We start from the raw sequence: 25,993 nt of genomic DNA on the forward strand, positions 1-25,993 counted from the left end.
ATAAAAAGGCGTCCTCATAACGGACGCCTTATAAACTTAATTATTAAACATAGAAGAACTGTGCAATGGCTGAACTTTAGCTTTTGGATCAATATATGATTTTGCATTATTCACTGCCGTCGGCGCTTCACCAAATCCGCAGGCGATTAATTTCACTTTTCCTTCATATGTGCATATATCCCCGGCAGCATATATTCCCGGTACATTTGTTTCCATTTTAGAGTTCACTAAAATTGAATTTTTTTCAATCTGCAGACTCCATTCTTTTATCGGTCCCAGCGAAGAGACAAAGCCATAATTACAAATGACGGCATCCACATCAAGGGAGATTTGTTCCTCACCGTTTACTGCTTTAAGAATAACCTGCTTAATTCCGGAGTGATTACCGATTATTTCAGCAGGAAGATAGGGGGTTTTCACATCAACCTTTGAATTGAATAAGTTTTTTACACTGTGTTCATGAGCACGGAATTTATCCCTGCGGTGAACAATGGTAACTTTATCGGCAATTGGTTCTAACATTAAGGCCCAATCCACTGCTGAATCTCCGCCACCAAAAACGATTACTCTTTGACCTGCAAACATATTTAAATCTTCGATAAAGTAATGAAGATTTTTTCGCTCATATTGTGCAGCACTTTCCAGTTCTAAGCGGCGAGGTTGAAAAGCACCATTCCCGGCGGTGATTATTACGGACTTTGAATAATGAATATCCGTATTGGTTGTTAACCTAAAAATACCGTCTTCCAACTTTTCTAATTTTTCGACAGATTGTTCAAGTGCAATCACTGGATTAAATTTCGCCATTTGCTCTTTAAGGTTATTGACCAATTCTTGAGCGCGAATCTTCGGAAAACCAGCAACATCATAAATATATTTTTCCGGGTAAAGGGCTGATAATTGACCGCCAAGTTGAGGTAAGCTTTCAATAATTTTTACGGATGCTTGACGCATTCCTCCATAAAACGCAGTAAATAGACCGACAGGCCCTCCCCCAATGATTGTAATATCAAATATTTTTTGATTTTCCTGCACTTTGAATCCCCCCAATCAAGGTAGTAACAATCTACATTCCAATCATAACATAAAAATATTCAATGCTCACTTGAATTGAATGAATATTCACTTTATTGGTAATGTTTTATTAATTACGGCTGTTATTGGCTTATTTATATGGAAGACATTCCGATATTATAATATTAAATAAATTAAAAAAACAGCTTGAAAATGGGGTGAAAAAAGAATAAGATGAGATGTGAATATATTGTTACTATTTTGTGACAGAATAAGAATATTTTAGTTAAGTAAGAAAGTTTCAAAGGAATTTGGAATACAATTTTGCACAACTTGATAAAAGTGAAGCAATTACTGATTTCTTTGCACCTATTCGTGAAAAACATCACATACATTTTCTGTGCAATTCAAATAAAAATGAAGAAATCAGTGGATGATAAGGTAAAAAGGTTCATTAAAAATAAAAAAAAGGTGGAAGTGATCACTTTGAGAAAGCCAAAAATTGTTATTGTCGGGGCAGGATATGGCGGACTTTTGACAACAGTTCGTTTGCAAAAATTATTAGGTGTTAATGAAGCAGAAATTGTATTAATCAATAAAAATGATTATCATTACGAAACTACATGGTTACACGAAGCATCTGCCGGTACATTACATCATGATAAAGTACGCTATGATATCCGCAATGTAATTGATCGCAGTAAAGTAGAATTCGTTCTAGATACAGTAGTATTAATCAATAAAGAAGAGAAAAAAGTCATTTTAGAAAATGGTGAAGTGAGTTATGACTATTTAGTCATTGCACTTGGCGGTGAACCGGAAACTTTCGGTATTAAAGGATTGAAAGAATATGCATTTGGCATTACAAATGTTAATTCATCTCGTCAATTACGCGAGCATATTGAATACCAATTTGCTACGTACAATATGGAAGAAGAAAAGAATGAAAATCGTTTGTCTATCGTCGTTGGCGGTGCCGGATTTACTGGGATTGAATTCCTTGGCGAATTAACGAACCGGATTCCTGAACTATGCCGTGAATATGATGTGGATATCCATAAAGTTAAAATTACTTGCGTAGAAGCAGCACCAACTGTTCTTCCTGGATTTGATCCGGAATTAGTCAACTATGCCGTTTCTCAATTAGAGCGCAGAGGTGTAGAATTTTTAATCGGAACGGCGATTAAAGAGGCAACTACTGAGGGGATTTTTGTAGGTAAAGGCGAAGAAGAGCCTTATGAAATTAAAGCCGGCACAGTTGTTTGGGCTGCAGGAGTACGTGGAAATGCTATTATTGAAAAATCAGGCTTCGAGGCCATGCGTGGACGTGTTAAAGTACAACCAGATCTTCGCGTACCAGGGTTTGATAAGGTCTTCATTATTGGCGACAGCTCTCTTGTAATTAATGAGGAGATTAACCGCCCATATCCGCCAACTGCACAAATTGCCATGCAGCAAGGGGAAGTGGTTGCTCGCAATATTACAGCCCTTGTTCGAAATAAAGCTGAACTTGAGAGCTTTAAATTTGATAACAAAGGTACTGTTTGTTCCCTTGGTGAAGATGACGCTATTGGAGTAGTATTTGGTAAAAAGGTGACTGGTTCAAAGGCAGCCTTTATGAAAAAAGTAGTCGATAACCGCGCTCTTTATATGATTGGCGGTACATCACTCGTACTGAAAAAAGGAAAACTTAATTTCTTTTGATAAGCTCTTTTCATAAACTTTGTTGCTTTGGACCTTAATAAGGGCCAAATACTTAAGTTTCTAGGCAATTTTCGCAAATGTTCTTATGAAAAGATGCTACGAAGCTTTTAGTTATACGGGTTGATGAACTTATACGAAAAACAACAATCTATGCGAAAATAGCCTTTGATAAAAAGGACAGGGAAAACCTGTCCTTTTGTTGTTAAAATTAAACTAAAACCTAAAGCTCTAGGAGGATTTTTCATGAAAAAACGCGATAAGGTCTGGCTGGCTGTTTCAGGGTTAATCATTTATGAGGGAAAATGGCTTGTGGTGAAGAAAAGATATGGCGGGTTAAAAGGCCAATGGTCGCTGCCAGCGGGGTTTGTTGACGAAGGCGAAACAGCGGATGAGGCTGTGATTCGTGAAATCAAGGAAGAAACAGGTATTGATTGTGTTGTGAGAGGATTAATAGGGCTGAGAACCGGTGTAATAAAAGAAGAAATTAGTGACAATTTGCTTATGTTTTTACTTGAACCGGTAAACAATGTGGAAATTCTCCATCAAGACAGTGAGCTTTATGAGGCGCGGTTTATGACACCTGAAGAGCTTCTAAATGAAAAGGAGGCTTCCATTCTTTTAAGCTATCTTATCAATCAAACATCTATCACATCAATTCCTTGTACTGATGGTTTAAATCCAGGGGACCAGTTTGGCTATACAGCATATAGAGTATTTTTGTAATTTTTAGAAAATTAGAGAAACCGATAGAAAATGAAAGAAAACTTCTGATGTATCCGTTTTCTTATCTTTTTTTGCTGGTTTTTCCTCCTTTTCTTTTTTCTATTTTCTTGATATATTATCAGAAAATTTAAATAATAGTTTTAAGGGGGAGATAGCAATGACTGTAAAAAACTTGGATACACAAACTTGTGATTATTGTTCAGGAAAAGGATATTTTCAACTTTTGCTTGGCGGCTCTGAAACTTGCTCCAGTTGTGAGGGAACAGGGAAAAAGGAGGAGTAAACCAAATTTAATTACCACCCATTGCTTCTTCGAATCCTTCGGAGGGCTATTTTTTTTAGAGTAGCTTTTGGCTTCGAGAATTGTCCAGCTCCAGCGCCTAGCCCCTTGAGGTCGTAAGCCAATCCGCCAAGAAGGTTAAAGAGCAACCTTCTCGTCGGCTCGTCTTACGCTATGCCTGAGGCTGACCAAGGTGCTTGCGCTTTTCCTATTGACTCCCTTTTGGACATTCAGTACACTTAAAATTGATGTGTCAAAGGGGGAGTTCCAATGCAAATGAGCATTGTTGTTTTAATCATCTCGATGTTATTATTTTTTGTGTTATTTTTTGGGATTGGGTTTATTCTTAATATGCTCTTAAGAATGTCTTGGATTATGGCGATTATTTATCCAATTGTCGCGATTTTAATTGTTGATAAAGTTCGTTTTGTGGAATATTTTACAGATAGTAAAGCAGCATTTGTGCAGCTTGGGCATAGATTTACCTCTCTTGCTACAGCCGACATTTTAATCTTGGCAAGTGGGCTTGCAGGCGCTATTGTAGCAGGTATTGTCATTAAGCTTTTACGTAAAAACGGATACCAGATGTTCTAAGGCTTTTTACAAATGTAAGAAGTCTTTTTATTTTGGAAAAATTTCCTTTTACTCCTTTTTGAATAATTCTTTTCCTCTTGGGAAATGAATATTTTTGGAGGAGTGAAAAATTTTGATGAAAATATTAACAATTTGGGCAAAGCGCTTTTTGATGACATGTCTATTCTTAATGGCGCTGTTGGTAACCTATCAATCCATTTCCGGGGTGAATGCCCAAACACTACTAAATTTTGTTGATCCGTTCATTTCTTCGAGTAAATCGGCAGCAGGTACAGTCCCAACGTTAGAAGAAGCCGTCGATTGGTCGAAATATCCGAAAAAAACAGTTGTGGCAACGGGCTATACTGCAGGGTTTGAGTCAACAGGCAAGTATCAGGGGCATCCCGAATATGGGATTACGTATTCGGGTGTAAAAGTAAAGCGGGATTTATATTCAACCATTGCAGCAGACTTAAATGTTTTTCCTCTGGGTACCATCTTATTTATTCCCGGCTATGGTTATGGGGTAGTTGCCGATAAAGGCGGGGCAATAAATGGTGATGAATTGGACCTATACTTTAATACGGTTAAAGATGTATACAACCAATGGGGCAAAAAGAAACTGGATGTATACGTTGTCCAAAAAGGGAATGGAAGTCTCTCTGAGCAGGAATTAAAAACATTGAATGAAAATAAATCCATGCAAGTATTCAGACAGCAATATATCAATTCTGAGAAAAGATAAAAGCAGGCAAAGGCCTGTTTTTTCTATTTATGTTTTATAATTAAATCATTAAGATACTAGGGGGGAAAAATCATGTTTGATAGTAAATCAGATTTTAATTTTTCAAATAAACATGAAGGTTTAGTGATTGGTCTTTTTGACCGGCCGGAAAAGTTTACCGGAATACTGGCCAAACTTGATGAATTATTCGAGGGGCAGCTCAAGGAATTGGTGAAATCGGGAGATCTTTCTGCTAAGTTTAAAAGCATTAATAAAATACATACTTTTGGAAAAATGGGTGTAAAGAGAATTTGGTTTGTTGGGCTTGGCAAAGAAAAGGACCTAAACTTTGAAAAAGCAAGAGATGCCTTTGGGAAACTATTCAAGGCGATTAAAATAGCAAAACTGGAAGAACTGGCAATATATTTGGAATCGTTTACAACCGGGGAGTTGAATGAGCAGGACGCTGTTCATGCAGCTGGTGAAGCATTTGCCATGGCGACTTATGAATTTAAAGGCTATAAACAAAGGTCTAATGAACCGGAGAAGCATTTAAACAGTATTACCTTCTATCATGAATCTCTTGACAAGGATGAACTGAAAGCATCGGTAACAGTAGGCTATTCGTTTGGAAAAGGGACCAATTCTGCCCGTACGCTTGTGAACACTCCAGGTAATATACTAAAAGCAGGTGATATGGCTGATTATGCAAAGGAACTTGCCGCCAAGTATGAGTTTGAAGTGGAAATTCTAGAAAAGGCGGAGATTGAAAAGCTCGGGATGGGTGCGTTTTTAGCAGTAAACCAAGGATCAGCGGAGCCACCGAAAATGATTGTTCTAAAGTATCAAGGGAAGGAGGACTGGAAGGATGTGATTGGCCTTGTTGGCAAAGGGATTACCTTTGATACGGGAGGATATTCGATTAAAACAAAAGCAGGGATTGTTGGCATGAAATCAGACATGGGCGGTGCGGCAGCTGTTTTAGGGGCAATGGAGATTATTGGGGAATTGAAACCTGAACAAAACGTCGTTGCTGTTATTCCTTCTACGGACAATATGATTAGCGGTTCGGCGTTTAAGCCGGATGATGTGATTACTTCGATGAGTGGTAAAACCATTGAAGTCCTAAATACAGATGCAGAAGGGCGTTTAGTGCTGGCGGATGCGATAACATATGCCAAGCACCATGGTGCCGAGTACTTGGTGGATGTTGCAACCTTAACGGGAGGTGTGATTACCGCATTAGGCCTTTACACCACTGGAGCAATGACCAATCAAGAACAACTTTATGAACAAGTATTAGAAGCATCTAGGGAGGCTGGAGAACGGATCTGGCAATTGCCCCTGTTTGATACGGAAATCGAAAGAGTGCGAAACAGTAAAGTCGCTGATTTGAATAATTCACCTGGAAGTGAAGGCCATGCACTTGTTGCAGGTGCGTTTATCGGGGAATTTGCGGAAGAAACACCATGGGTACACTTGGATATTGCCGGAACTGCAACCACTTCAAAGGACTATGATCTTGGCCCGGCCGGTGCAACAGGTGTCATGACGCGCACACTTGCTCTTTTTGTTGAGCGTTTCGAGCCAATTGAAAAATAGGTTTTACCCTTTTGGTCTTCTTAAGTTTTTATGTGTTGGCCCACTCAAAAACCTAGCCTTTCGCATATGAAATAGTGTAGGCAAGTATATGAGAGTGGGAGGTATGATGGTATGTACCCTTATCGATATCCCTATCCAGTTCAAGATCAAAGATTTATCGGGTTGGGTTGGCCGTTGGCGATAGGTGGCCTTGGCTTTTTAGGAGGATTATTAGGCGGAGGATTAGGTGGGTTTGCAGGAGCGGCAATAGGAAGCCGCCCGCCTTGGGGCTACCCCGGATTTGGTTATCCAGGCATAGGTTACCCAGGATTCGGTTACCCAGGATTCGGTTATCCAGGTTTCTATTAACAATGTAAAAACAACTCAGGCAGGCTGTTTTTATATTTTGGATGCAAATTTTGAATTTGTTAAAAAGGATGAGATATCTCATCCTTTTTTCTTGGCTTTTTCTAAAAGATAGTTGTTTTTGAAATGGCGAAATTTTAAAAAATTATGACGATTTCGTGTTATAATAGAAAATAATAAAAAAATTTTAATAAGTACAATTTTTTGTACAGGTTTCTTTATATAATGGTAGTAAGAACTTTGTGAGAAAAGGTGGTGAAAAACGATGGGAAAACGGCATTGTCTATTTATTGATTTTGAATTTACCATGCCGGAAAGAAATGTACGTATGAAGGAATTTTATCCAGAAATTATTGAGGTTGGTATTGTTTCAGTTTTAGATGATCAAATCATTGATCAGTTTTCATCCTATGTGACCCCGCTTAAATTTCCTACGCTATCGGAGCGCTGTAAATCATTTCTACATATTTCTCAGGAACAGGTAAACAAAGGGATTACTTTTTTTGAATTAATTCGTAAAATGAAGGAGTTCAACAAAGGCTATGAGATGACCATTGTTACTTGGGGGAATATGGACATGAAGGTATTACGTCAAAATTGCCTTGCAGCTGGTATCCCGTTCCCGTTTCGTGCAGCCGAGTTGGATTTATCTATGGAGTATAAACGTTTTTTCGGTGACCAAAACCAAACAGGTCTTTGGAAGGCAGTTCAAGAATATGGCAAAGAAGGAACAGGCAGACACCATCGTGCACTTGATGATGCACTGACTACCTATAATATATACAAGCTTGTGGAAAAGGATAAGCGCTATTTGGAAAAGCCAAAACCAACGACAATTGGCGACCGGGTAGATTTTTCAAAACTATTAAATGAGTTCGCATAAAAGGCCAAATCACTCAAATTGATTTGGCCTTTTATATTACTTATTTAAAATAATCCTCTTCCAACGACTCAATCATTTTTAAGCTCATTTCTGCCCATGGAGAGGGATTTTCCAGAAGCTCTTTTTTCATTTGCTCTAGAGAATTTTTTAAAGATGTTTGATAATCCGGTACTTCTTCCTCAAAATGTTTGACCATTTGTTTTGGAATATTTGCTTGTTCCCTAAAGGCGAGTGCCCTTCTTTCATGGAATACAAGAACATCTGCACTCTTTGGATTGTGTAGGTCCCCTTGCATTGGATGCTTCAAAACTGCAAGTACCCTTACTAAATAATGCTGCGGTCGTTCCTCTGTTATTTCACCGATATATTTTCCAGTTTTATAAATCGCGGTAACACGATCCCCAATCTTAAAATCTGCCAATCTAAGCCCCCCTCTAGTTCCATCATCTCTTTTATTTTAAAAGAATTAAAAACAAAGTGCAAAATTAGTAAATTTCGGTTAAATTAAAAAAATGGAGGGATGATAATGAAAATAAGTTTAAAAATATGGACCGCATTGCTTATCATCATGCTGGTAATGTCCGGATGCGGGACAAGCAATTTGAAGTATGATTCTAAACCCAAAAACAATACAGCAAGCACTGAACAAAAGGAAGGAGACAAAAAAGTGTCAAACACCGTATATCCTCAGCTAACAACTGAGGTATCCGAAAACGAAAGATTAGTCGAAATAGAAACTTCGATGGGAAATATTAAAATAAAATTATTTCCAGAGTATGCACCAAAAGCGGTTGAAAACTTTGTAAAACATAGTGAAAAAGGGTATTACGATGGCCTCATTTTTCATCGGGTTATTAAGAATTTTATGATACAGGGCGGGGATCCGAATGGGAATGGAACGGGAGGAGAGAGCATCTATGGTGCGCCGTTCGAGGATGAATTCTCAAATAACCTCTTTAATCTTCGCGGCGCCTTGTCAATGGCTAACTCAGGTCCAAATACAAATGGAAGCCAGTTCTTTATCGTGCAAAATCCTGAGGTAGATCCTTCGATGAAAGATCAAATGGAGAAAGTAGGCTATCCAAAGGAAATCATTGCTGCTTATGATAAAAATGGGGGCACTCCATGGTTAGACCACCGTCATACGGTTTTCGGGCAAGTCATTGAGGGTATGGATATTGTTGATAAAATAGCCAATACCCCAGTTGATGCCAAAGATAAACCAAAGGAAGATGTCGTGATTAAAAAAATCAACGTATTAAAGTAATTTTAAAGGATAAAACTTGGTTGAAGCTATTTTTATTGCTATAATGATAAAAATGAATTTCCTTGATGAAAGGGAGAAAAATATGTTTCAACCACAGATATTGTCGTTGTTTTTATATTTTCCTAAAGATAAATCTGAGTATATTCCCGCTGGCATCACGTTTCTTATCTTCTTTATTGGAGCAATTCTAGCAATGAAATTTATTATTGCAATCTCGAATCGTGAAGCAAAAAAAGCAAAAGAATTAGAAAATCGTATCATGAATCAGCATAGTCAAAAGGAACAGTAATTCTAAGCTGTTCCTTTTTCATTTTTGAATACCTCGATTATTCTTCGGAAATACTATTGACAAAATGTCTATTGTGGAGGTATTAGATGAAGAAACATTGGCTGATCCTTCCGTTGCTTTTTCTAGCAGGATGCACCGGTGAAAATCCAAAAAAGATTGATGTTCAAATGTATAATCCGGCCGGTGATTCCCTTGGGAAAATCACCTTATCAGAACAGGCAAGCGGAGTAAAGATGCAAGTAAATTTAACTGGATTGACACCAGGGGTACATGCGATACATATTCATGATAATGGTAAATGTGAGGCACCTGACTTTAAATCGGCAGGAGGTCATTTTAACCCCGAAAATAAAAAACATGGACTGCTAAATCCGAATGGAGCCCACGCAGGCGATATTCCCAATTTAATCGTTGGTGATGATGGATCAGCTAAAGCCGATTTAATGGCCCCAAATGTTTCACTAAAAGATGGAAAGAAATCTTTATTTACCAAAAATGGAACTTCCATTGTCGTTCATGCAGGTAAAGATGATGGCATGACACAGCCAGCCGGGGATTCAGGAAAACGGGTGGCTTGCGGCGAAATTACAAAAGACAAGCAGCAAAAGGGTCAAAAAGGATCTCAAGATGAAAAAAAATAAGCATAATGGCTTTCTTCTCTAATGGAGAGGCCTTTTTTTCATGCATTTAAAACTTGAAAGCTATTTTCTTTTCCCAAGGAGGCGGTGAAAGGATAATGTCAGGGGAACAAATGCTGTAACAACTGGCTAAATTCTAATGATATTTGAAAAAAAGGCAATGATAATAGCAGATTTTTTTCGACATATTTTTTGCATAAAAGTTGTTTGAAAAAAATTTTTTATTATAATTATGTGGGAATGAAATTTTTTTCAACTACTGAAGGGATGAGTTTAAATTGAAAACACAACAAATAGGAGTAGTTGGCGTTGGTGTTATGGGAAGAAGCCTGGCGCTAAATTTTGAAAGCAAAGGTTTTTCTGTCTCTATTTATGATCTTTCTGCTGAAAAAATAAATGAAATACTAGAACATAATCCTGAGAAACACTTATTTGGCACAACTGATATTAAAGAATTTATTCAATCACTTGAATTACCGCGAAAAATCTTGTTAATGGTCAATGCTGGAGTGATTACAGATAAAGCGATTGAATCTCTCTTACCACATTTGGACAAAGGCGATATCCTAATAGATGGTGGAAATAGCTTTTATCAAGATACGATTCGCAGAAATTCCGAGCTTGCCGAAAAAGGAATTCTCTTTATTGGAGCGGGTGTTTCCGGCGGGGAAGAAGGAGCTCTGAAAGGGCCTGCAATTATGCCAAGCGGTCAAAAAGAAGCCTATGATGCGGTTGCACCGCTTTTAACGGCTATTTCTGCAAAGGTAAATGGGGAACCATGCTGTACATATATCGGTCCAGACGGGGCCGGACATTACGTCAAGATGGTTCATAATGGAATCGAGTATAGTGACATGCAGCTTATTTGTGAGTCCTATCACATCATGAAAGAGCTTCTCGGATTATCAGCGGAAGAACTTCATGAAGTATTTAAGGAGTGGAATGAAGGCGAGCTGGACAGTTATTTAATCGAAATTACGGCCGATATTTTCTCAAAAAAGGACTCGGAAACTGGAAAGCCTCTTGTTGATGTCATTTTGGATACAGCTGGTCAAAAGGGAACTGGAAAGTGGACAAGTCAAAGTGCGCTTGATTTAGGTGTTCCTCTTTCAATCATCACTGAATCTGTATTTTCCCGATTCCTTTCTGCATTGAAACAGGAACGTGTTAAAGCAAGCAAGATTTTAAGAGGCCCAGCAAAATTTGAATATACCGGTGATCAAAAACAATTTATCGAATTAATTCGGAAATCCCTGTACTTAAGTAAAATTGTTTCCTATGCTCAAGGCTTTGCACAGTATAAAGTGGCTTCTGATGAGTATGGCTGGGATTTAAAACCGGGCGAAATTGCGATGATTTTCCGCGGCGGCTGCATCATTCGCGCAGCCTTCCTGCAAAATATTAAAGAAGCGTATGACCGCAATCCGAATTTGGAAAACCTCTTATTGGATTCCTATTTCCAATCAATCATTGATGAATACCAAGATGCGGCAAGAGAGGTTGTTTCCGTTGCCATTAAAGCTGGGATCCCTGTTCCAGGGCTTTCAAGCGCACTTGCTTATTATGACAGCTACCGCTCGGAAGTTCTTCCAGCCAACCTGCTTCAAGCACAGAGGGATTACTTCGGTGCGCATACGTATCAAAGAGTTGATAAAGAAGGAATCTTCCATACAGAATGGATAGCAAAATAGAAAATTTGAAGTCAGGCTGATTTTTTAAATCAGTCTGGCTTTTTATTATGAGGAAAACAACGTATACTAAAATTACAATGGGGATTTTTAATGGGATCATAATAGGAGAATTATAGGTGATAGAAAATGGAGAATAGTCAACTACAAACAAATTTAAAATTTGTTGATTTATTAAATCAATGGAATCCTTTTCAATTAGAAGAGGGGAGTTACGATACAGAGATTGCGGACACGATTCAGGCGATACATGAACTCAATCATCCTGCTGCACTTGCTGAAAAAATTCAAAGCATTTACGAGTTTTCATTTGAACAAATCATTCCAATCGATTCCTGTCTTGAGATGGCGGAGAAGTTGTTAATTATTAAAAATAATGACTCATGCACTATTTAGAACAAAAAAAAAGGGGACATCCCGAGAGATTGTCCACTTCAAAAAGGGGGAATACTAGAAAGCCTTATACAATAAGGTTTTCCAGTTTCCTTTTTTTTATACACAAAACGGAAAAATAATAAAAAAGCGGTAATAAACCGCTTTTTACATACAATCTTATACCGTAAATTTTCTACAATGCTTAATCAATGGTTGAGGAGTGCGTATGAAACGTTTGGTCTAAAAGTTCTGAAGCAGGTATATCTAAAACGGTTGATAGCTTTAAGATTGTCTCCCTGCTTGGAACTTGCTCTCCGGATTCGTATTTTTCAATCGTAGATAATCCTACCCTAACCTTTTGTGCCAATTCGTGCTGTGTCATGTTTTGCATTTCACGGCAGTTTTTAATTGTTTGACCGATTGATCTCATACTGTTCACCTCTCCTAAAAAAATTTTCTTTTATATATTTTATCATATTATATTAATAATACTAATAGTTAATTTGAACATTCTGTTAATTTTTAAATTCATTCTAGCAAATGTGATTGTCTTTTTGATTTAACATCATCATTGTGGTATAATTTTTTATTGCATATAATTGGGTATAAAATAAATTTGATTTAGGAGTGTTTTCATGTCGGAAATAATCGAAACAGGCAGTATCATAACAGGTAAGGTAACGGGAATTCAGCCCTATGGTGCGTTCGTGGCATTAGGGGAAAATACACAAGGCCTTGTGCACATTTCAGAAATCACACACGGTTATGTGAAAGATATTAATGATCATCTCAAAGTCGGTGATGAGGTGAAAGTGAAAGTTTTATCTATAGACGAAGGTGCAGGTAAAATTGGCTTATCCATTCGCGCTACAGAAGAGGCTCCTGTCCAAGCTGCAAAGCCGGTTAAAAAGCCACGTAAGCGCCAAGCGGCTGCCATTGTTCCGGAAACTGAAGGAGCGCAAGGATTCAATACCTTAAAAGATAAGCTTCAAGAGTGGATTGATCAATCACAAAGGGAAGATTTAATTAAAAAATAATAAAATGAAGGGCTTGGATGTTTAGAATTCTAAATTTCCAAGCCCTTTTTTCATAGGCTGTGTTAAATGTCATTGTTGATTTTTTAACCATGTTGATTGGAGCGGAAGGCACGAAGACTCCTGTGGGAGTACGGGGCAGGGGAGACCCCACAGGAGCGAAGCGACTAGGAGGCTCCCCGGACCGCCCACGGAAAGCGAAGTGCCTGGAGCGGAAATGAACAGCCAAATTTAACACATCCTTACAAAAAATAGTAAAAATCTTTTTCGATATTCGGTCATTCTTTTTCTCTGCACGGCTACAATAATATAAGTACATATTTCATCAATGAAATGGAGGAAGGCTTTATGGCAGCAACAGTGAATACGAATAAACTCATTGAGCAAACAGAGAAATATGGTGCCCGAAATTATCTTCCGCTTCCAATTGTCGTTTCACGGGCAGAGGGTGTATGGGTAGAAGACCCTGAAGGCAATAAATACATGGACATGCTTAGTGCATATTCAGCCGTTAACCAAGGACATCGTCATCCTAAGATCATTCAATCTTTAAAGGATCAAGCAGACAGGGTTACTTTAACATCACGGGCCTTTCATAATGACCAGTTAGGGCCTTGGTATGAAAAAGTTTGTAACATAACGAATAAAGAAATGGCCCTTCCTATGAATACGGGAGCAGAAGCAGTAGAAACAGCCTTTAAAGCTGCCCGCCGCTGGGGTTATGATGTGAAAGGAATCCCCGATAACCAGGCAGAAATCATCGGTTGTAATGGAAATTTCCATGGAAGAACGATGACAGCCGTCTCTTTGTCATCTGATCCAGAGTATCAACGTGGTTTTGGACCGATGCTTCCAGGAATCAAGCTTGTCCCTTACGGTGATTTAGAGGCATTAAAAGCAGCGATTACCCCAAATACTGCTGCCTTTTTGATTGAACCCATCCAGGGAGAGGCCGGAATTGTGATCCCTCCGGAAGGCTTTATTAAAGCGGCATTTGATCTTTGTAAACAAAATAATGTGCTATTTATTGCTGATGAGATTCAGGCGGGTTTGGCCCGTACCGGAAAGATGTTTGCATGTGAATGGGAAGGCATTGAACCTGACATGTATATACTAGGTAAAGCGTTAGGTGGAGGGGTAATGCCAATTTCATGTATATGTGCCAATAAAGACATTTTGGGTGTGTTTAATCCTGGTTCTCATGGTTCTACCTTTGGTGGAAATCCTCTTGCTTGTGCTGTTTCCATTGCTGCACTAGATGTGCTGGTTGATGAAAAGCTTGCAGAGAAATCAATGGAGTTTGGTGAGTATTTTATCAGTAAACTAAAGGAAATTAAGAATCCAATGATAAAAGAAGTTCGTGGACGCGGTTTGTTTATTGGAGTGGAATTAACAGAGCCTGCCCGTAAATATTGTGAAGAGTTAAAGGAGCAAGGTTTACTCTGTAAAGAGACCCATGATACGGTTATTCGTTTTGCGCCACCACTTGTCATTACAAAAGAAGAATTGGATTGGGCCCTTGAGAGAATCCATAAGGTGCTGGGCTAAAATTTATTGGAATCGTTTCGGAAGCGGAAAAAAATCGGAGGCGCAAAGAGGCGCTTCCGATTTTTTATGGTGTAATTTCAAAAATTTACATTTACTTCTTTTCGAGAAAACAAAAAACTAGTTTTTTGCAATTAACATCATAATAATAAGTAATGATGGAGGAAAAGGAGTTGAAGATTTTGGAGAATTTTATTTTTTTAAATCCAACAAAATTGATTTTTGGAAAAGGTCAGCTTGAACAATTAAAAAACGAAGTGCCAAACCATGGTCGTAAAATTTTACTTGTATATGGGGGCGGAAGTATTAAACGAAGCGGCCTTTATGATCAAGTAATCGAAACCTTAAAAGAAATAAATTGTGAGATTTTCGAACTCCCCGGGGTAGAACCCAACCCGCGCATCTCAACAGCAAGAAAAGGAGTAGAAATTTGTAAACAAGAAGGAATAGAATTCCTTTTAGCAGTTGGCGGCGGGAGTGTCATTGATTGTACAAAGCTGATTGCTGCCGGGGCTAAATATGATGGCGACGCCTGGGATTTAGTGACAAAAAAAGTAATTGCCCGAGATGCCCTTCCATTTGGGACAGTATTAACGCTTGCGGCAACGGGGTCTGAAATGAACTCTGGGTCCGTTATCACGAACTGGGAAACAAAGGAAAAGTATGGATGGGGAAGTCCTGCCACATTCCCGAAATTTTCGATATTAGATCCAGTTAATACGTACACTGTCCCAAGAAATCAAACGGTTTATGGAATTGTAGATATGATGTCACATACTTTAGAGCATTATTTCCATTTGGAAGAAAATACTGATTTTCAGGACCGCATGTGCGAATCCTTATTACTTACGGTCATGGAAACTGGACCTAAATTACTGTCAGATCTTGAAAACTATGAATACAGAGCAACAATTCTTTACTGTGGAACAATGGCTTTAAACGGGATTCTCAATATGGGTTACCGTGGGGATTGGGCCACCCACAATCTGGAACATGCTGTTTCAGCCGTTTATGACATCCCGCATGGCGGTGGTCTTGCGATTCTTTTCCCTAATTGGATGCGGCATAATCTCGATGTTAAACCAGAACGTTTCAAACAGCTTGCTGTTCGGGTTTTCGGTGTTGACCCTGAAAGAAAAAGCGCGGAAGAAGCAGGGCTTGAAGGAATTCAAAAACTCCGTGATTTCTGGAATAGCATTGGGGCACCATCACGTTTGGCAGACTATCAAATTGATGATAGCCAAATTGAATTAATGGCTGACAAAGCTATGGTTAATGGTGAGTATGGTAATTTTAAGAATCTAAATCGGGAAGATACGGCAGCGATCTATCGTGCTTCATTATAGGAATAAAGGGCCCAGGCAATAATGTCTGGGTTTTTTAAATAATGTGTCCAGCTTCAGCGCCTAGCACCTCTAGGTCGCTTCGGTCCATCCGATGAAGTCAAAAAACGACTTCATCGATGGACCTCCAGCGCTTGTCGGGGCTGATCAAGGCGCTCCCGCATTTCATGTCGAAAATGGGTGCGCTTTCATTATGTACCCTTTCTTGATTATCATCACGGCATTCGTTAAAGTGGATATTGAAAATATAATTACTGGAGGATCCTACATATGACACACGTTCGCTTTGATTATTCAAAAGCATTAACCTTTTTTGGGGAACATGAACTTACATATTTACGTGATGCTGTAAAAGTAGCACACCATTCGCTTCATGAACAAACCGGCGCAGGCAGTGACTTTTTAGGATGGATTGAACTGCCAACCGAATACGATAAAGAGGAGTTTTCCCGAATCCAAAAAGCTTCCGAAAAAATTAAATCCGATTCAGATGTTTTACTTGTAATCGGGATTGGCGGTTCTTACCTTGGCGCCCGTGCTGCAATTGAAATGCTGAATCACAGCTTTTACAATGCTCTTCCAAAAGATAAACGAACAACTCCTCTAATTATTTTTGTCGGAAATAATATCAGTTCTTCTTATATGAAAGATGTAATGGATTTGCTGGATGGAAAGGACTTTTCGATCAATGTAATCTCCAAATCCGGCACAACAACAGAACCGGCAATTGCTTTCCGGATTTTCCGCAAGCTTCTTGAAGAAAAATACGGCAGTGAAGAGGCGAACAAACGAATTTTTGCAACCACTGACAAGGCAAGAGGCGCTTTGAAAACATTATCCAATGAAGAGGGCTATGAAACGTTTGTGATTCCGGATGATGTTGGCGGCCGTTATTCTGTTTTAACAGCAGTTGGCCTGCTGCCAATCGCGGTCAGCGGGGCAAACATTGAAAAAATGATGGAAGGCGCTGCCCAAGCACAGGAAGACTTTGGCCATTCCGAACTTGAAGACAATGCAGCCTACCAGTATGCGGCGGTAAGAAATGTCCTTTATAACAAAGGAAAAACCATTGAAATGTTGATTAACTACGAGCCTGGACTTCAATATTTCTCAGAGTGGTGGAAGCAGCTATTCGGTGAAAGTGAAGGGAAGGACCAAAAGGGGATTTTTCCATCTTCGGCTAATTTTTCGACTGATTTGCATTCTCTTGGGCAATATGTTCAGGAAGGGCGCCGTGATATATTTGAAACGGTTATTAAGGTCGAACAACCGCGTCATGAATTAACAATTGAAAAAGCGGATAATGATTTGGATGGCTTGAATTATCTGGCTGGCCAAACGGTTGATTTTGTGAATAACAAAGCCTTTGAAGGAACAATGCTTGCGCATACAGATGGCGGAGTGCCAAACTTAATCGTTACCATCCCGGCCATGGATGAATATACATTCGGGTATATGGTGTATTTCTTTGAAAAAGCATGTGCAATGAGCGGCTATTTACTCGGTGTAAATCCATTTGACCAGCCGGGTGTTGAAGCTTATAAGGTAAACATGTTTGCCTTATTAGGTAAACCAGGCTTTGAAGAGAAAAAAGCTGAGCTAGAAAAGCGTTTAAAATAACTAGGAAAAGCGGAATCGCCTTGGTCAGGGGCGATATAGGAATACAAGTCGATTGGCGAGCGTAGCGAAGACAGAGACTTAGTAGTCCTTAATCCGTACAGAAAGCGCTAGCTTTCTGTAGCCAAGCACAAGGCGAGCCGGCGAGAAGGTTTTTCTTTAACCTTCTTGAAGTATTGGCTTGTGACCTCGAGCACCTAGGCGCTGAAGCTGGACAATTCTCAAAGCAATTTATAAATTCTTATAGTACAAAGAAAAGGTGCTGAAGATTGTTCAGCACCTATTTGAAGATTAATAATAAATCATTTTTTTCTATTTTGATGGAGTGGGGAGGATTTAATAATGTTTCTTCCCCTCTTTTTATCCCAATCAATAAATTTCCCTCATTTAATAATTGATGGCAGACCTCTAAAATGCTTTTGCCAATTTCCTCTTCTTTTATCGTACACGCGGATAATCTGCTTTCCTGCAATTGGTGAACGAAATCGGACAAAAGACCATCTCCATTGGAATGCAGACTATTTATCATAAAAACACTCGTTAATTTATTTGATTGAATTACTTCGTCTGCACCTGCCCGATAAGCATTGATTACTTGTTCAGCAGTTAAAATTTCCACAATACATTTAACCTCCGCACATAAGCCCTTTATCGTTAATAAAGTTAAAATACTATTCATATCCGCTTGAAGCTCATCATTTCCCCGGTCTGCTGTTATTAAAACCTTTTCCGCTTCGGTTATATTACTTTTCATAATGGTTTCGTCAACATGGCCCTTGCCTTGAATAAAATGAACAAATTTCGAATGGACAGGATTTGCTTCAAGGGTTTCGTCAATTAAAACAATCATTTGTGGAGTACGTGAGCGGATTATCTTATCAGTTAGCTCTCTTGACCTTTCATTCCAGCCAATAATAATAATGTGGAATTTCCCTTTAAATTGAATTTTTCCTTCTAATAAAGCATCCTGTTTTGTCACCGCTGCGGCGGCCAATGTTCCAAAATAAGAGGAAACAATGCCAGCACCAAGTAGAATAAGAACTAAGGCGATAAATCTGCCGATTAAGGAATGTGGAACATAGTCACCATAACCCACGGTTGTACCAGTAATAATCGCCCACCAGATCCCATCGAATATAGATGGAAAGGTTTTAGGTTCTACAAGATGTATAAAAATTCCGAATAGTAGAAAAACTAATAAGGCAATAAATAGGATTCGAATTAAGAGAGGTAATCTTAAAAAACTGATATAAAAACGATTGGGCATGTTCTCACCTCGATCATCGATTCTTCTCCCATTATTGACGTAATAAGGGTTAATCTAGTCATATTCCAACTTATTTTATATTGAGGTGACGCCGCAAAATTTTGGCTTTTTTGTTCATTCCCCTTGTAAACGTTTTCAAAATGAAATAAATTATGAATAATAGCTTACAACCAGAATCTTAAGAAATGGGGTCGAAGGGATGAATAGTACGAAGCACTCACTTTTGTTCAATATTGAAAAAACTAGATTAGAAATGATTCTCTTAGCCAGCCAGCATGGATATTCTAATCCCCATGTTGTTCAATGCAGCCAAAAACTCGACCTTTTACTCAATGATTATAATGAAAAAGTAAAACCAAATTAAACCTTCCGGGTCCTCCGGAAGGTTTTTATAATGAAAAGACGCATGAAATGTTTTCCAACTTCAAATAAGGATAAATTTCTACGAAAATGCAAAATTTAACTATAATCAAATATTTTGAGGTGTAGCTGGTGTTTAGTGAATTGAAGAAAGAGCAAAAGCTGATTTTTTTTGCTTTGTTAGTGCTTGCATTATATTTATCCCCGCTCTTTATTCTCCAGGAAAATGCCCATATCCGTGTTCACGATAATTTGGATTCGAATTTGGCATGGTATAAGGTGCTTGCCCAAAGCGGGGAAATATTTGGCCCGGTAAATGGTATCATCCCTCAAATTATTAATGGAGTGCCGCGAAACACTTTTGGTACAGAGTTTAGCTTGATTGTCTGGCTATATGCACTTTTTCCAACCATGATTGCCTATGGAATCAGCCAAGCCATTACAAGGATTGTTGCTTTTTTTGGAATGTATCTCCTATTAAAGCAACACTTTCTTCCGGGGAATCATTGGAGGTTTTATCAGGTAAGTGCCGCATTAGCCTTTGCCCTTACTCCATTTTGGCCATCGGGTATGTTAAGTACGTTAGGAATGCCGCTTGCTCTTTGGGCTTTTCTCAATATCCGTAACGGCAGCGGAACAGCAAAAGATTACGTAACCCTAACACTTTTGCCGTTATATTCAAGTATTGTCCTGGGATTTTTCTTTTTTTTAAGCGCCATGGGAATTTTTTGGGCTGTTGACATTATCAGAAGAAAAGGATGGAATCCACGTTTTTTATTTTCCATTATGTACATGACATTTATTTACATGATTGCGGAATACCGTCTAGTTTATTCCTTTTTATTCGTTTCTGAAGCCAATAGCCGGGATGAATACTTCCATGCAGAATTGCCTTTATGGCGGGTTATTCGACTGACGTTCAAAAACTATGTTCTGGGGCATACCCATGTTATGACCGTACATACTCTCTTTATCCTTCCCGCGACTTTTATTGCGCTGTATTTTATTTATAAGAAAAAATTATGGAAACAGGAAAGACTCTATGTTTTTTTATTTATCTTAAATTTTACATTATCGATATGGTATGCGTTCTGGTTTTTTAAAGGATGGCTGCCACTAACAAAACGTTTTCATTTTATGGATACATTTAACTTTGCCCGTTACCATTTTCTAAGGCCGCTCGTCACTTATGCAAGTTTCGCAATTGCATTAAAAATCATCTCGCTTCAAGGAAAAAGCTGGGCCAAAACAGCAAACTGGTTTGTTGTCTTGCAGCTGCTATTTTTAGGGGTGTTTAATGATGAAATCATTTACCGTCAAAAACCGACAGTGAAAGAGTTTTATGCAGAGGATTTATTCAAGGAAGTAAAGAATTACATCAGCCTCCCTCAAAAGGATTACAGGGTTGCCAGTATTGGAATTCACCCGGCGGTTTCACAGTACAATGGTTTTTACACTCTGGATACGTATAATAATTTTTATCCGTTAACCTATAAACATCAGTTCCGGGAAATAATTGAAAAGGAGCTGGCAAAAAATAAAACGGTTCGAAATTATTTTGACCAATGGGGGGGCCGCTGCTATCTGTTCACCGCCCAGCTTGGAAAACGATACATGGTTAAAAAGCATTCTAAAAGGCATTTAAAGAACTTGGAGCTAAATACTGCCGTTTTCAACCAAATGGGCGGTCAATATATTTTTTCAGCCTTACCGATTGATAATGCAGAGGAAAATCAACTGAACCTGGAAAAGGTTTTTAAATCAAAAACCTCAGCATGGAAAATTTACTTGTATAAGACTATAGAGACATCGGAGGTAATGACAAGATGATTGAGCCAAACCTTACGATCGTGGTTCCTTGCTATAATGAGGAAGAAATCCTGCCTAATACAATATTCGAATTAAGGAAGTTATTGGTAAGCTTAAAGGCCGAAAAACTTGTATCTTCTCTCAGTAAGATCCTTTTTGTCGATGACGGCAGTAAGGACCGTACTTGGGAAATTATTTATAAAGCTGGTTTGAAAAATGAAGAAATCCGCGGTATAAAGCTTTCCAGAAACGCCGGCCACCAGAATGCTTTACTTGCGGGGCTCTTTACCGCAAAGGAAACATCGGATTGCCTGATTACGATTGATGCCGATCTTCAGGATGATATTCAAGTCATTCGAGAGTTTATGATAAAGTACCATGAAGGAGCCGAGATTGTTTATGGCGTGAGAAAAGGCAGGGAAACGGACACATTCTTTAAAAAAAGTACGGCCCAAGGCTTTTATAAGGTAATGAAAAAAATGGGTGTTGATTTAATCTATAATCATGCTGATTTCCGCTTAATGAGCAAGAGGGCCGTAGAGGAACTGGAACGTTTTAAGGAAGTGAATTTGTTTTTAAGAGGAATTGTTCCGCTGCTCGGTTTTCGTTCTGAAATGGTCTATTATGACCGGAAAGAGCGGCTCGCAGGCGAAACAAAATATCCATTGAAAAAGATGATTGCCTTTGCTCTTGATGGTATTACTTCCTTTTCGGTTACACCTATTCGTTTTGTATTGCTAACCGGATTTATCTCCTTCTTTATGAGTCTGATATTTGGAGGCTATTTTTTAACTCTCAAGTTCTTAGGATATACACAATCAGGATGGACTTCACTCATAACATCTATTTGGCTGATCGGCGGCCTGCAGCTCATTGCGATTGGACTAATCGGAGAATATGTCGGGAAAATTTACAAAGAATCCAAGCAGCGCCCCAAATATATCATTGATATTGATTCGTTTAATCTGCCGATTTCGAGGCATCATTTATTAAATCGTGCAAGGGAAGAAGACATCTTTAAAAGAGAGAAAAAAAAAGTTATGGAAAATAATTAAGCTAAAAACGAGTTTTTCTGAAAACAGGAAAACTCGTTTTTTTGTGGTACAACCCATTCTTCCTGAATAAAAATGTAAAGACAGGCTTTATTTTTAGGCGGGGAGAGAGAAGAATGAATATATTTCTAAGCTATATTTTACTGGGACTATCACTTGCTGCGCCGATTGGTCCAATAAATGCTGCCCAAATTGACAGAGGGATTCGCAGCGGTTTTCTGCATGCGTGGTTAATTGGAGTCGGGGCAGTTGTCGCCGACGGGGTTTATATGCTTATTGTTTACATAGGAGTGGTTCAGTTTCTTGAAACGCCAATTGTAAAAACCTTCTTGTGGCTTTTTGGCTGTTTTGTTCTTATTTATACCGGCATTGAGAGTATTCTAAAAGCAGGTACATTAAATTTGGAGTATACGCGAAATAAAGAACCTTTGATTAAATCTTTTTTTGCAGGCTTTTTGATGTCAATTTCCAATCCGTTAACGATTCTTTTTTGGCTGGGGATTTATGGTTCTGTTCTGGCAAAAACAGCTGCAACCTCGAATAATACGGAACTTATTATTTATAGTGCTGCAATCTTTATCGGCCTTTTGGTGTGGGATATTACGATGGCGGGAGTTTCCAGCAGCTTTCGAAGTTTTTTAACTTCCCGATTATTAGTGATGATTTCCCTTTTTTCCGGCCTTTCCTTGATTGTTTTCGGCTTATACTTTGGAATCCAGGCATATCAGCTTTTATTTTAAGTATTTTGACTATTTTGAATTGAATGTGTTGACAAATAAAACTGCCTCCTATTAATATTATGTTTAATATCCGGTGTTTTGTAAAGCGTAATACCAGAATGATATACTTTTATAATGGGGGGAAGATTGTGCAGCTGACAGCTCAAAGAAGTGAATTAATCGAAGTTGCCAAAGGAGAAAGACCTGCAGATTTGTTTATAAAAGGCGGAACGGTTATCAATGTATATTCCGGGGAATTCTTGACACTGAATATTGCCGTATATCAGGATTCCATTGCCTATGTGGGGCAGAGTGAAGCCTCAATAGGTGCCGATACAAAAGTGATTGATGCAGAAGGAAAGTATGTATCCCCTGGATTTATCGAGGCGCATGCTCATCCATGGGTGGTATATAATCCTGTAAGTGTTACGGGAAAAGTGTTGTCCTTGGGGACTACCACCACTGTCAATGATAATTTATTTTTTTATCTACATATGGGCGCAAAAGGTTTTAAAAAGATGGCAAACGATTTAAAAGCATTGCCGGGTAACTTTCTTTGGCTCATCCGGCTTGTCTCTCAAGCTGATTATCCCGGTGAACGGGAGTGGTATAATCATAAGGATATTAAAGAACTATTGGAACTTGAAAATGTTGTGGGGTCGGCAGAAGTAACGCGTTGGCCGCTTTTATATAATGGTGACCCGTTTTTACTTGAAACTATGGATTTTATAAAGGGACTTGGTAAGGTTTCGGATGGACATACTGCGGGATGCTCTTACGAAAAATTAAATGCGGTTGTAGCGTCTGGTGTGACGGCATGTCATGAAGCGATTACCGCGAAGGAAGCTTTTGACCGCCTAAGGCTGGGCATGTGGACAACACTGCGCAATAGCTCATTGCGCCCGGATTTGGAAGAACTCGTTAAACTTATTATGAACGGAAACGTGAATACGAGCCGAATTGTCATGACAACAGACGGACCCCACCCTGGTTTTATTGAAAGAGAAGGATTTGTGGATGGACTTGTAAGACAGGCCGTAGAGCTTGGAGTCCCAGTGATGACTGCCATCCAGATGGTCACCATCAATGCTGCAACCTACCTAAAGCTGGATGACTATATTGGCGGCATTGCTCCCGGCAGAAAAGCAGATATCCTGCTGCTTCCGAATTTAACAGATTTTAAACCTAATATGGTGATTGCTTCCGGAGAGATTGTTGCCAAGAACGGAGACTTAACTGTTTCCCTTCCAGAGATTGACTGGGATCAATATCTTGTTCGGAAAACATTTACTTTTTCAAAATCAGTCTTGGAAAATGTGAATCTTTATCGCTATCCACATCCATCTGAAAAGAATCCTGTGCCAGTTTCCTATTTTAAAAGTAACGTGATTACTCAAAGAAAGGATACGGTACTTCCGTCAGTAAACGGATATGCAGATCTTTCCCATCATGAAGGTCTTGTATACGCTGCTTTAATTGATCGAAAGGGTGAATGGGTTTCGAAGGCGATTTTGGAAAGGTTTGCAGTTACTCTTGATGGCATGGCCTCTACTTATAATACTACGACAGAGCTGCTCGCGGTCGGGAGAAATCCGGAATCGATGAAAAAAGCGGCCGTAAGAGTGTATGAAATGGGGGGAGGGATTGTCATCGTAGACGGCGATGAAGTGGTGTTGGAAATTCCGCTGCCGCTGACAGGTATGATGACAACAGATCCCGAGTTTTCCAATGCGGTGAAGTATCATGATCAACTTTTGGCGGCAGTACAGGAACGCGGATTCCCATTCCATGACATTCTTTATACATTGTTATTTTTGACCTGCGATTTTCTGCCAGGGCTTCGTTTAGTACCGTATGGCTTATATGAGGTGAAAACAGATGAAATTTTACTTCCTTCAGCACCTTTAAACTCATACACCTATTGCTAAGGCTCTTTTCGTAAACTTTGTTGCTTTTGGACCTTAATAAGGGCCAAATACTTAAGTTTCTAGGCAATTTTCGCAAATGTTCTTACGAAAAGATGCCACGAAGCAATTTGTTATACGGGTTGATGAACTTATACGAAAAACAACAGCAGCCATAATTGTTGGCTGCTGCTGTTTCTGTTATTACATTTCAGAGTAGTGCCATACCCCGTTTACCAGTTCCTTCTTTATTTTCCCCTGCGATTCAAGATAGTCTAGTTGACCGATGATTTCAGACATAACGAGAGAGAATTGCTCGTAATAGGTCGTTTTGTAATAGGCTTTAGCAATTGCACTTCCTGTTAAGCAGCCTGACTTTATTAATTGAATCACACGTTCTCCCTTTTTCTCAATTCGCTCAAGGCGCTGCAATATTAATGAATTTGGTTTTTCAATCAAGCTGCCATGGCCCGAAAAAACAAGATCGGCATTAAGAGATAAGCATGTTTTCAAGGAATTCATCTGCTGTGAAAGGGTGGAAAGTCGATCCCCATTTGCATTAGGCTCAACCAAAGCGTTACTTGAAATATGATCAATCAACAAATCACCGGCAAACAACCAGTTTTGTTTTTCGTTGTAAAAAGCGATTTGGTCTGGTGAATGCCCTGGAATATCGAAAATTTGAAAATGGTTTAATCGTTCTTCCTGAATCGGAATAAGATCAGCTTGTATCGCATTTTGTTTATTCTTCTCTATTGCTCTTTTCAAATAGGCAATTTGACGTTCCCCTTGCTCCCCACATCCCATTTCCTTGTATAGTTTGGAATAAAATTCGACCCTCATTTCCAGAAATTTTTTGTCCCGCTTTAAGCGGGCAATGGAACTAGGGTGACAATAGACGGGAATGGAGTTTACGGATGTAATTCTATCCACTAAGCCTACATGATCGACATGGTGATGAGTAAGGAGGATTTCCGTAATATCCTTTATCGTAAATCCATTGCTCTTTAAGCTATCCATTAATCCATCCCAACATGCTTCGTTATTCCATCCGGCATCAATCAATGAAAGTGACTTTCCTTGTTTAATTAAATAAAAGTTTACGCTTTTTAACGATGTTGGTTCAGGAACAATGATGGGGAAGACCTCAATACATGCTTTTTTTAAATCAATCAAAAGTTCCACCCCCTTTTTTTAAAATTTGGCTCTGTTATAACTGAATGTTGATTTCACTGTGT

General features: G+C 38.9%; 27 protein-coding genes. 22 read left to right on the top strand and 5 right to left on the bottom strand.

The genetic code is table 11. The features are described 5' to 3' along the window. Nucleotides 1-36: 36 nt before the first annotated feature. Nucleotides 37-1,035, bottom strand: coding sequence for an NAD(P)/FAD-dependent oxidoreductase (locus BIV60_RS21775; RefSeq protein ID WP_071357826.1), 999 nt, complete (start codon nt 1,033-1,035; stop codon nt 37-39). Nucleotides 1,036-1,491: 456 nt separating this feature from the next. Between BIV60_RS21775 and BIV60_RS21780 the strand changes: the two genes are divergently transcribed. The 8 genes from BIV60_RS21780 (at nt 1,492) to kapD (ending at nt 7,848) form a co-directional block, all read left to right on the top strand. Next, nucleotides 1,492-2,718 (top strand): NAD(P)/FAD-dependent oxidoreductase, encoded by a 1,227-nt coding sequence (locus BIV60_RS21780; RefSeq protein ID WP_071357849.1) that lies wholly within the window; start codon nt 1,492-1,494, stop codon nt 2,716-2,718. A gap of 243 nt (nt 2,719-2,961) precedes the next feature. Continuing rightward, nucleotides 2,962-3,441: an NUDIX domain-containing protein gene (locus tag BIV60_RS21785; RefSeq protein WP_071357827.1), complete on the top strand. Its 480-nt coding sequence runs from the start codon at nt 2,962-2,964 to the stop codon at nt 3,439-3,441. Nucleotides 3,442-3,598: 157 nt separating this feature from the next. Further along, nucleotides 3,599-3,724, top strand: coding sequence for a YuiA family protein (locus BIV60_RS29855; protein ID WP_177177369.1), 126 nt, complete (start codon nt 3,599-3,601; stop codon nt 3,722-3,724). A 267-nt stretch (nt 3,725-3,991) separates the two neighbouring features. Next, nucleotides 3,992-4,315, top strand: a complete 324-nt coding sequence (locus tag BIV60_RS21790) for a YuiB family protein (RefSeq protein WP_071357828.1) — start codon at nt 3,992-3,994, stop codon at nt 4,313-4,315. Nucleotides 4,316-4,430: 115 nt separating this feature from the next. After that, a complete protein-coding gene (locus BIV60_RS21795) occupies nt 4,431-5,039 on the top strand; it encodes a 3D domain-containing protein (protein WP_071357850.1) in 609 nt (202 codons plus the stop codon). A 72-nt stretch (nt 5,040-5,111) separates the two neighbouring features. Beyond that, entirely contained in the window at nt 5,112-6,620 is a 1,509-nt protein-coding gene (locus BIV60_RS21800; protein WP_071357829.1) for a leucyl aminopeptidase, read from the top strand. Between the two features lie 111 nt (nt 6,621-6,731). After that, nucleotides 6,732-6,968 (top strand): hypothetical protein, encoded by a 237-nt coding sequence (locus tag BIV60_RS21805; protein WP_071357830.1) that lies wholly within the window; start codon nt 6,732-6,734, stop codon nt 6,966-6,968. A gap of 262 nt (nt 6,969-7,230) precedes the next feature. Then, nucleotides 7,231-7,848 carry a 3'-5' exonuclease KapD gene (kapD, locus tag BIV60_RS21810; protein WP_071357831.1) on the top strand — a complete coding sequence of 206 codons (618 nt, stop codon included), beginning with the start codon at nt 7,231-7,233 and terminating at the stop codon, nt 7,846-7,848. A gap of 40 nt (nt 7,849-7,888) precedes the next feature. On the opposite strand, the gene kapB is transcribed toward kapD, so the two are convergent. Then, nucleotides 7,889-8,269: a kinase-associated lipoprotein KapB gene (gene kapB / locus BIV60_RS21815; RefSeq protein ID WP_071357832.1), complete on the bottom strand. Its 381-nt coding sequence runs from the start codon at nt 8,267-8,269 to the stop codon at nt 7,889-7,891. A gap of 105 nt (nt 8,270-8,374) precedes the next feature. On the opposite strand from kapB, the gene BIV60_RS21820 reads away from it, so the two are divergent. The 5 genes from BIV60_RS21820 to BIV60_RS21840 all read left to right on the top strand — a co-directional run bounded on the left by BIV60_RS21820 (nt 8,375) and on the right by BIV60_RS21840 (nt 12,126). Continuing rightward, nucleotides 8,375-9,115 carry a peptidylprolyl isomerase gene (locus BIV60_RS21820; protein WP_071357833.1) on the top strand — a complete coding sequence of 247 codons (741 nt, stop codon included), beginning with the start codon at nt 8,375-8,377 and terminating at the stop codon, nt 9,113-9,115. Between the two features lie 82 nt (nt 9,116-9,197). Next, nucleotides 9,198-9,404 (top strand): hypothetical protein, encoded by a 207-nt coding sequence (locus BIV60_RS21825; protein ID WP_071357851.1) that lies wholly within the window; start codon nt 9,198-9,200, stop codon nt 9,402-9,404. Between the two features lie 86 nt (nt 9,405-9,490). Beyond that, a complete protein-coding gene (locus BIV60_RS21830; protein ID WP_071357834.1) occupies nt 9,491-10,045 on the top strand; it encodes a superoxide dismutase family protein in 555 nt (184 codons plus the stop codon). A 275-nt stretch (nt 10,046-10,320) separates the two neighbouring features. Further along, nucleotides 10,321-11,733, top strand: coding sequence for an NADP-dependent phosphogluconate dehydrogenase (gndA, locus tag BIV60_RS21835; RefSeq protein WP_083402384.1), 1,413 nt, complete (start codon nt 10,321-10,323; stop codon nt 11,731-11,733). Between the two features lie 126 nt (nt 11,734-11,859). Further along, nucleotides 11,860-12,126 carry a DUF1871 family protein gene (locus BIV60_RS21840; RefSeq protein WP_071357835.1) on the top strand — a complete coding sequence of 89 codons (267 nt, stop codon included), beginning with the start codon at nt 11,860-11,862 and terminating at the stop codon, nt 12,124-12,126. Nucleotides 12,127-12,307: 181 nt separating this feature from the next. Here BIV60_RS21840 and BIV60_RS21845 read toward each other — a convergent pair whose 3' ends face one another. Further along, nucleotides 12,308-12,535 (bottom strand): helix-turn-helix domain-containing protein, encoded by a 228-nt coding sequence (locus BIV60_RS21845; protein ID WP_071357836.1) that lies wholly within the window; start codon nt 12,533-12,535, stop codon nt 12,308-12,310. A gap of 205 nt (nt 12,536-12,740) precedes the next feature. On the opposite strand from BIV60_RS21845, the gene yugI reads away from it, so the two are divergent. From yugI to BIV60_RS21870, 4 genes are all read left to right on the top strand, one after another. Further along, on the top strand, nt 12,741-13,142 hold the full coding sequence (gene yugI / locus BIV60_RS21850) for a S1 domain-containing post-transcriptional regulator GSP13 (RefSeq protein WP_071357837.1): 402 nt from the start codon (nt 12,741-12,743) through the stop codon (nt 13,140-13,142). Between the two features lie 345 nt (nt 13,143-13,487). Further along, nucleotides 13,488-14,687, top strand: a complete 1,200-nt coding sequence (locus BIV60_RS21855; RefSeq protein ID WP_071357838.1) for an ornithine--oxo-acid transaminase — start codon at nt 13,488-13,490, stop codon at nt 14,685-14,687. Between the two features lie 179 nt (nt 14,688-14,866). Then, entirely contained in the window at nt 14,867-16,030 is a 1,164-nt protein-coding gene (locus BIV60_RS21860; RefSeq protein WP_071357853.1) for an iron-containing alcohol dehydrogenase, read from the top strand. A 267-nt stretch (nt 16,031-16,297) separates the two neighbouring features. Beyond that, on the top strand, nt 16,298-17,647 hold the full coding sequence (locus BIV60_RS21870) for a glucose-6-phosphate isomerase (protein WP_071357840.1): 1,350 nt from the start codon (nt 16,298-16,300) through the stop codon (nt 17,645-17,647). A 277-nt stretch (nt 17,648-17,924) separates the two neighbouring features. Here BIV60_RS21870 and BIV60_RS21875 read toward each other — a convergent pair whose 3' ends face one another. Then, complete coding sequence (locus tag BIV60_RS21875; RefSeq protein WP_071357841.1) at nt 17,925-18,911, bottom strand: potassium channel family protein; 987 nt, start codon at nt 18,909-18,911, stop codon at nt 17,925-17,927. 199 nt (nt 18,912-19,110) lie between these two features. Between BIV60_RS21875 and BIV60_RS28710 the strand changes: the two genes are divergently transcribed. The 5 genes from BIV60_RS28710 to BIV60_RS21895 all read left to right on the top strand — a co-directional run bounded on the left by BIV60_RS28710 (nt 19,111) and on the right by BIV60_RS21895 (nt 24,779). After that, nucleotides 19,111-19,275: an aspartyl-phosphate phosphatase Spo0E family protein gene (locus BIV60_RS28710; protein WP_083402385.1), complete on the top strand. Its 165-nt coding sequence runs from the start codon at nt 19,111-19,113 to the stop codon at nt 19,273-19,275. A gap of 125 nt (nt 19,276-19,400) precedes the next feature. Next, nucleotides 19,401-21,101: a DUF6044 family protein gene (locus BIV60_RS21880; protein WP_141770520.1), complete on the top strand. Its 1,701-nt coding sequence runs from the start codon at nt 19,401-19,403 to the stop codon at nt 21,099-21,101. Beyond that, a complete protein-coding gene (locus BIV60_RS21885) occupies nt 21,098-22,135 on the top strand; it encodes a glycosyltransferase family 2 protein (protein WP_071357843.1) in 1,038 nt (345 codons plus the stop codon). The genes BIV60_RS21880 and BIV60_RS21885 overlap by 4 nt, the downstream gene beginning before the upstream one ends. A gap of 113 nt (nt 22,136-22,248) precedes the next feature. Next, complete coding sequence (locus BIV60_RS21890; protein WP_071357844.1) at nt 22,249-22,872, top strand: LysE family transporter; 624 nt, start codon at nt 22,249-22,251, stop codon at nt 22,870-22,872. Nucleotides 22,873-22,970: 98 nt separating this feature from the next. Further along, entirely contained in the window at nt 22,971-24,779 is a 1,809-nt protein-coding gene (locus tag BIV60_RS21895) for an adenine deaminase C-terminal domain-containing protein (RefSeq protein WP_071357845.1), read from the top strand. 180 nt (nt 24,780-24,959) lie between these two features. Here BIV60_RS21895 and BIV60_RS21900 read toward each other — a convergent pair whose 3' ends face one another. Then, the gene (locus tag BIV60_RS21900; RefSeq protein ID WP_071357846.1) at nt 24,960-25,940 is read right to left on the bottom strand and encodes an MBL fold metallo-hydrolase; all 981 of its coding nucleotides are present in this window, start codon (nt 25,938-25,940) and stop codon (nt 24,960-24,962) included. Nucleotides 25,941-25,993: the final 53 nt, after the last annotated feature.

Source organism: Bacillus sp. MUM 116 (assembly GCF_001866655.1).
Classification (GTDB): domain Bacteria; phylum Bacillota; class Bacilli; order Bacillales; family Cytobacillaceae; genus Neobacillus.

Excerpts from the sequence above, each read along its gene's own strand:
- BIV60_RS21785 (WP_071357827.1), top strand. The coding sequence starts at position 2,962 with ATGAAAAAACGCGATAAGGTCTGGCTGGCTGTTTCAGGGTTAATCATT.
- BIV60_RS29855 (WP_177177369.1), top strand. The coding sequence starts at position 3,599 with ATGACTGTAAAAAACTTGGATACACAAACTTGTGATTATTGTTCAGGA.
- BIV60_RS21790 (WP_071357828.1), top strand. The coding sequence starts at position 3,992 with ATGCAAATGAGCATTGTTGTTTTAATCATCTCGATGTTATTATTTTTT.
- BIV60_RS21795 (WP_071357850.1), top strand. The coding sequence starts at position 4,431 with ATGAAAATATTAACAATTTGGGCAAAGCGCTTTTTGATGACATGTCTA.
- BIV60_RS21800 (WP_071357829.1), top strand. The coding sequence starts at position 5,112 with ATGTTTGATAGTAAATCAGATTTTAATTTTTCAAATAAACATGAAGGT.
- BIV60_RS21805 (WP_071357830.1), top strand. The coding sequence starts at position 6,732 with ATGTACCCTTATCGATATCCCTATCCAGTTCAAGATCAAAGATTTATC.
- kapD (WP_071357831.1), top strand. The coding sequence starts at position 7,231 with ATGGGAAAACGGCATTGTCTATTTATTGATTTTGAATTTACCATGCCG.
- BIV60_RS21820 (WP_071357833.1), top strand. The coding sequence starts at position 8,375 with ATGAAAATAAGTTTAAAAATATGGACCGCATTGCTTATCATCATGCTG.
- BIV60_RS21825 (WP_071357851.1), top strand. The coding sequence starts at position 9,198 with ATGTTTCAACCACAGATATTGTCGTTGTTTTTATATTTTCCTAAAGAT.
- BIV60_RS21830 (WP_071357834.1), top strand. The coding sequence starts at position 9,491 with ATGAAGAAACATTGGCTGATCCTTCCGTTGCTTTTTCTAGCAGGATGC.
- BIV60_RS21840 (WP_071357835.1), top strand. The coding sequence starts at position 11,860 with ATGGAGAATAGTCAACTACAAACAAATTTAAAATTTGTTGATTTATTA.
- BIV60_RS21845 (WP_071357836.1), bottom strand. The coding sequence starts at position 12,535 with ATGAGATCAATCGGTCAAACAATTAAAAACTGCCGTGAAATGCAAAAC.
- yugI (WP_071357837.1), top strand. The coding sequence starts at position 12,741 with ATGTCGGAAATAATCGAAACAGGCAGTATCATAACAGGTAAGGTAACG.
- BIV60_RS21855 (WP_071357838.1), top strand. The coding sequence starts at position 13,488 with ATGGCAGCAACAGTGAATACGAATAAACTCATTGAGCAAACAGAGAAA.
- BIV60_RS21870 (WP_071357840.1), top strand. The coding sequence starts at position 16,298 with ATGACACACGTTCGCTTTGATTATTCAAAAGCATTAACCTTTTTTGGG.
- BIV60_RS21875 (WP_071357841.1), bottom strand. The coding sequence starts at position 18,911 with ATGCCCAATCGTTTTTATATCAGTTTTTTAAGATTACCTCTCTTAATT.
- BIV60_RS28710 (WP_083402385.1), top strand. The coding sequence starts at position 19,111 with ATGAATAGTACGAAGCACTCACTTTTGTTCAATATTGAAAAAACTAGA.
- BIV60_RS21885 (WP_071357843.1), top strand. The coding sequence starts at position 21,098 with ATGATTGAGCCAAACCTTACGATCGTGGTTCCTTGCTATAATGAGGAA.
- BIV60_RS21890 (WP_071357844.1), top strand. The coding sequence starts at position 22,249 with ATGAATATATTTCTAAGCTATATTTTACTGGGACTATCACTTGCTGCG.
- BIV60_RS21895 (WP_071357845.1), top strand. The coding sequence starts at position 22,971 with ATGATATACTTTTATAATGGGGGGAAGATTGTGCAGCTGACAGCTCAA.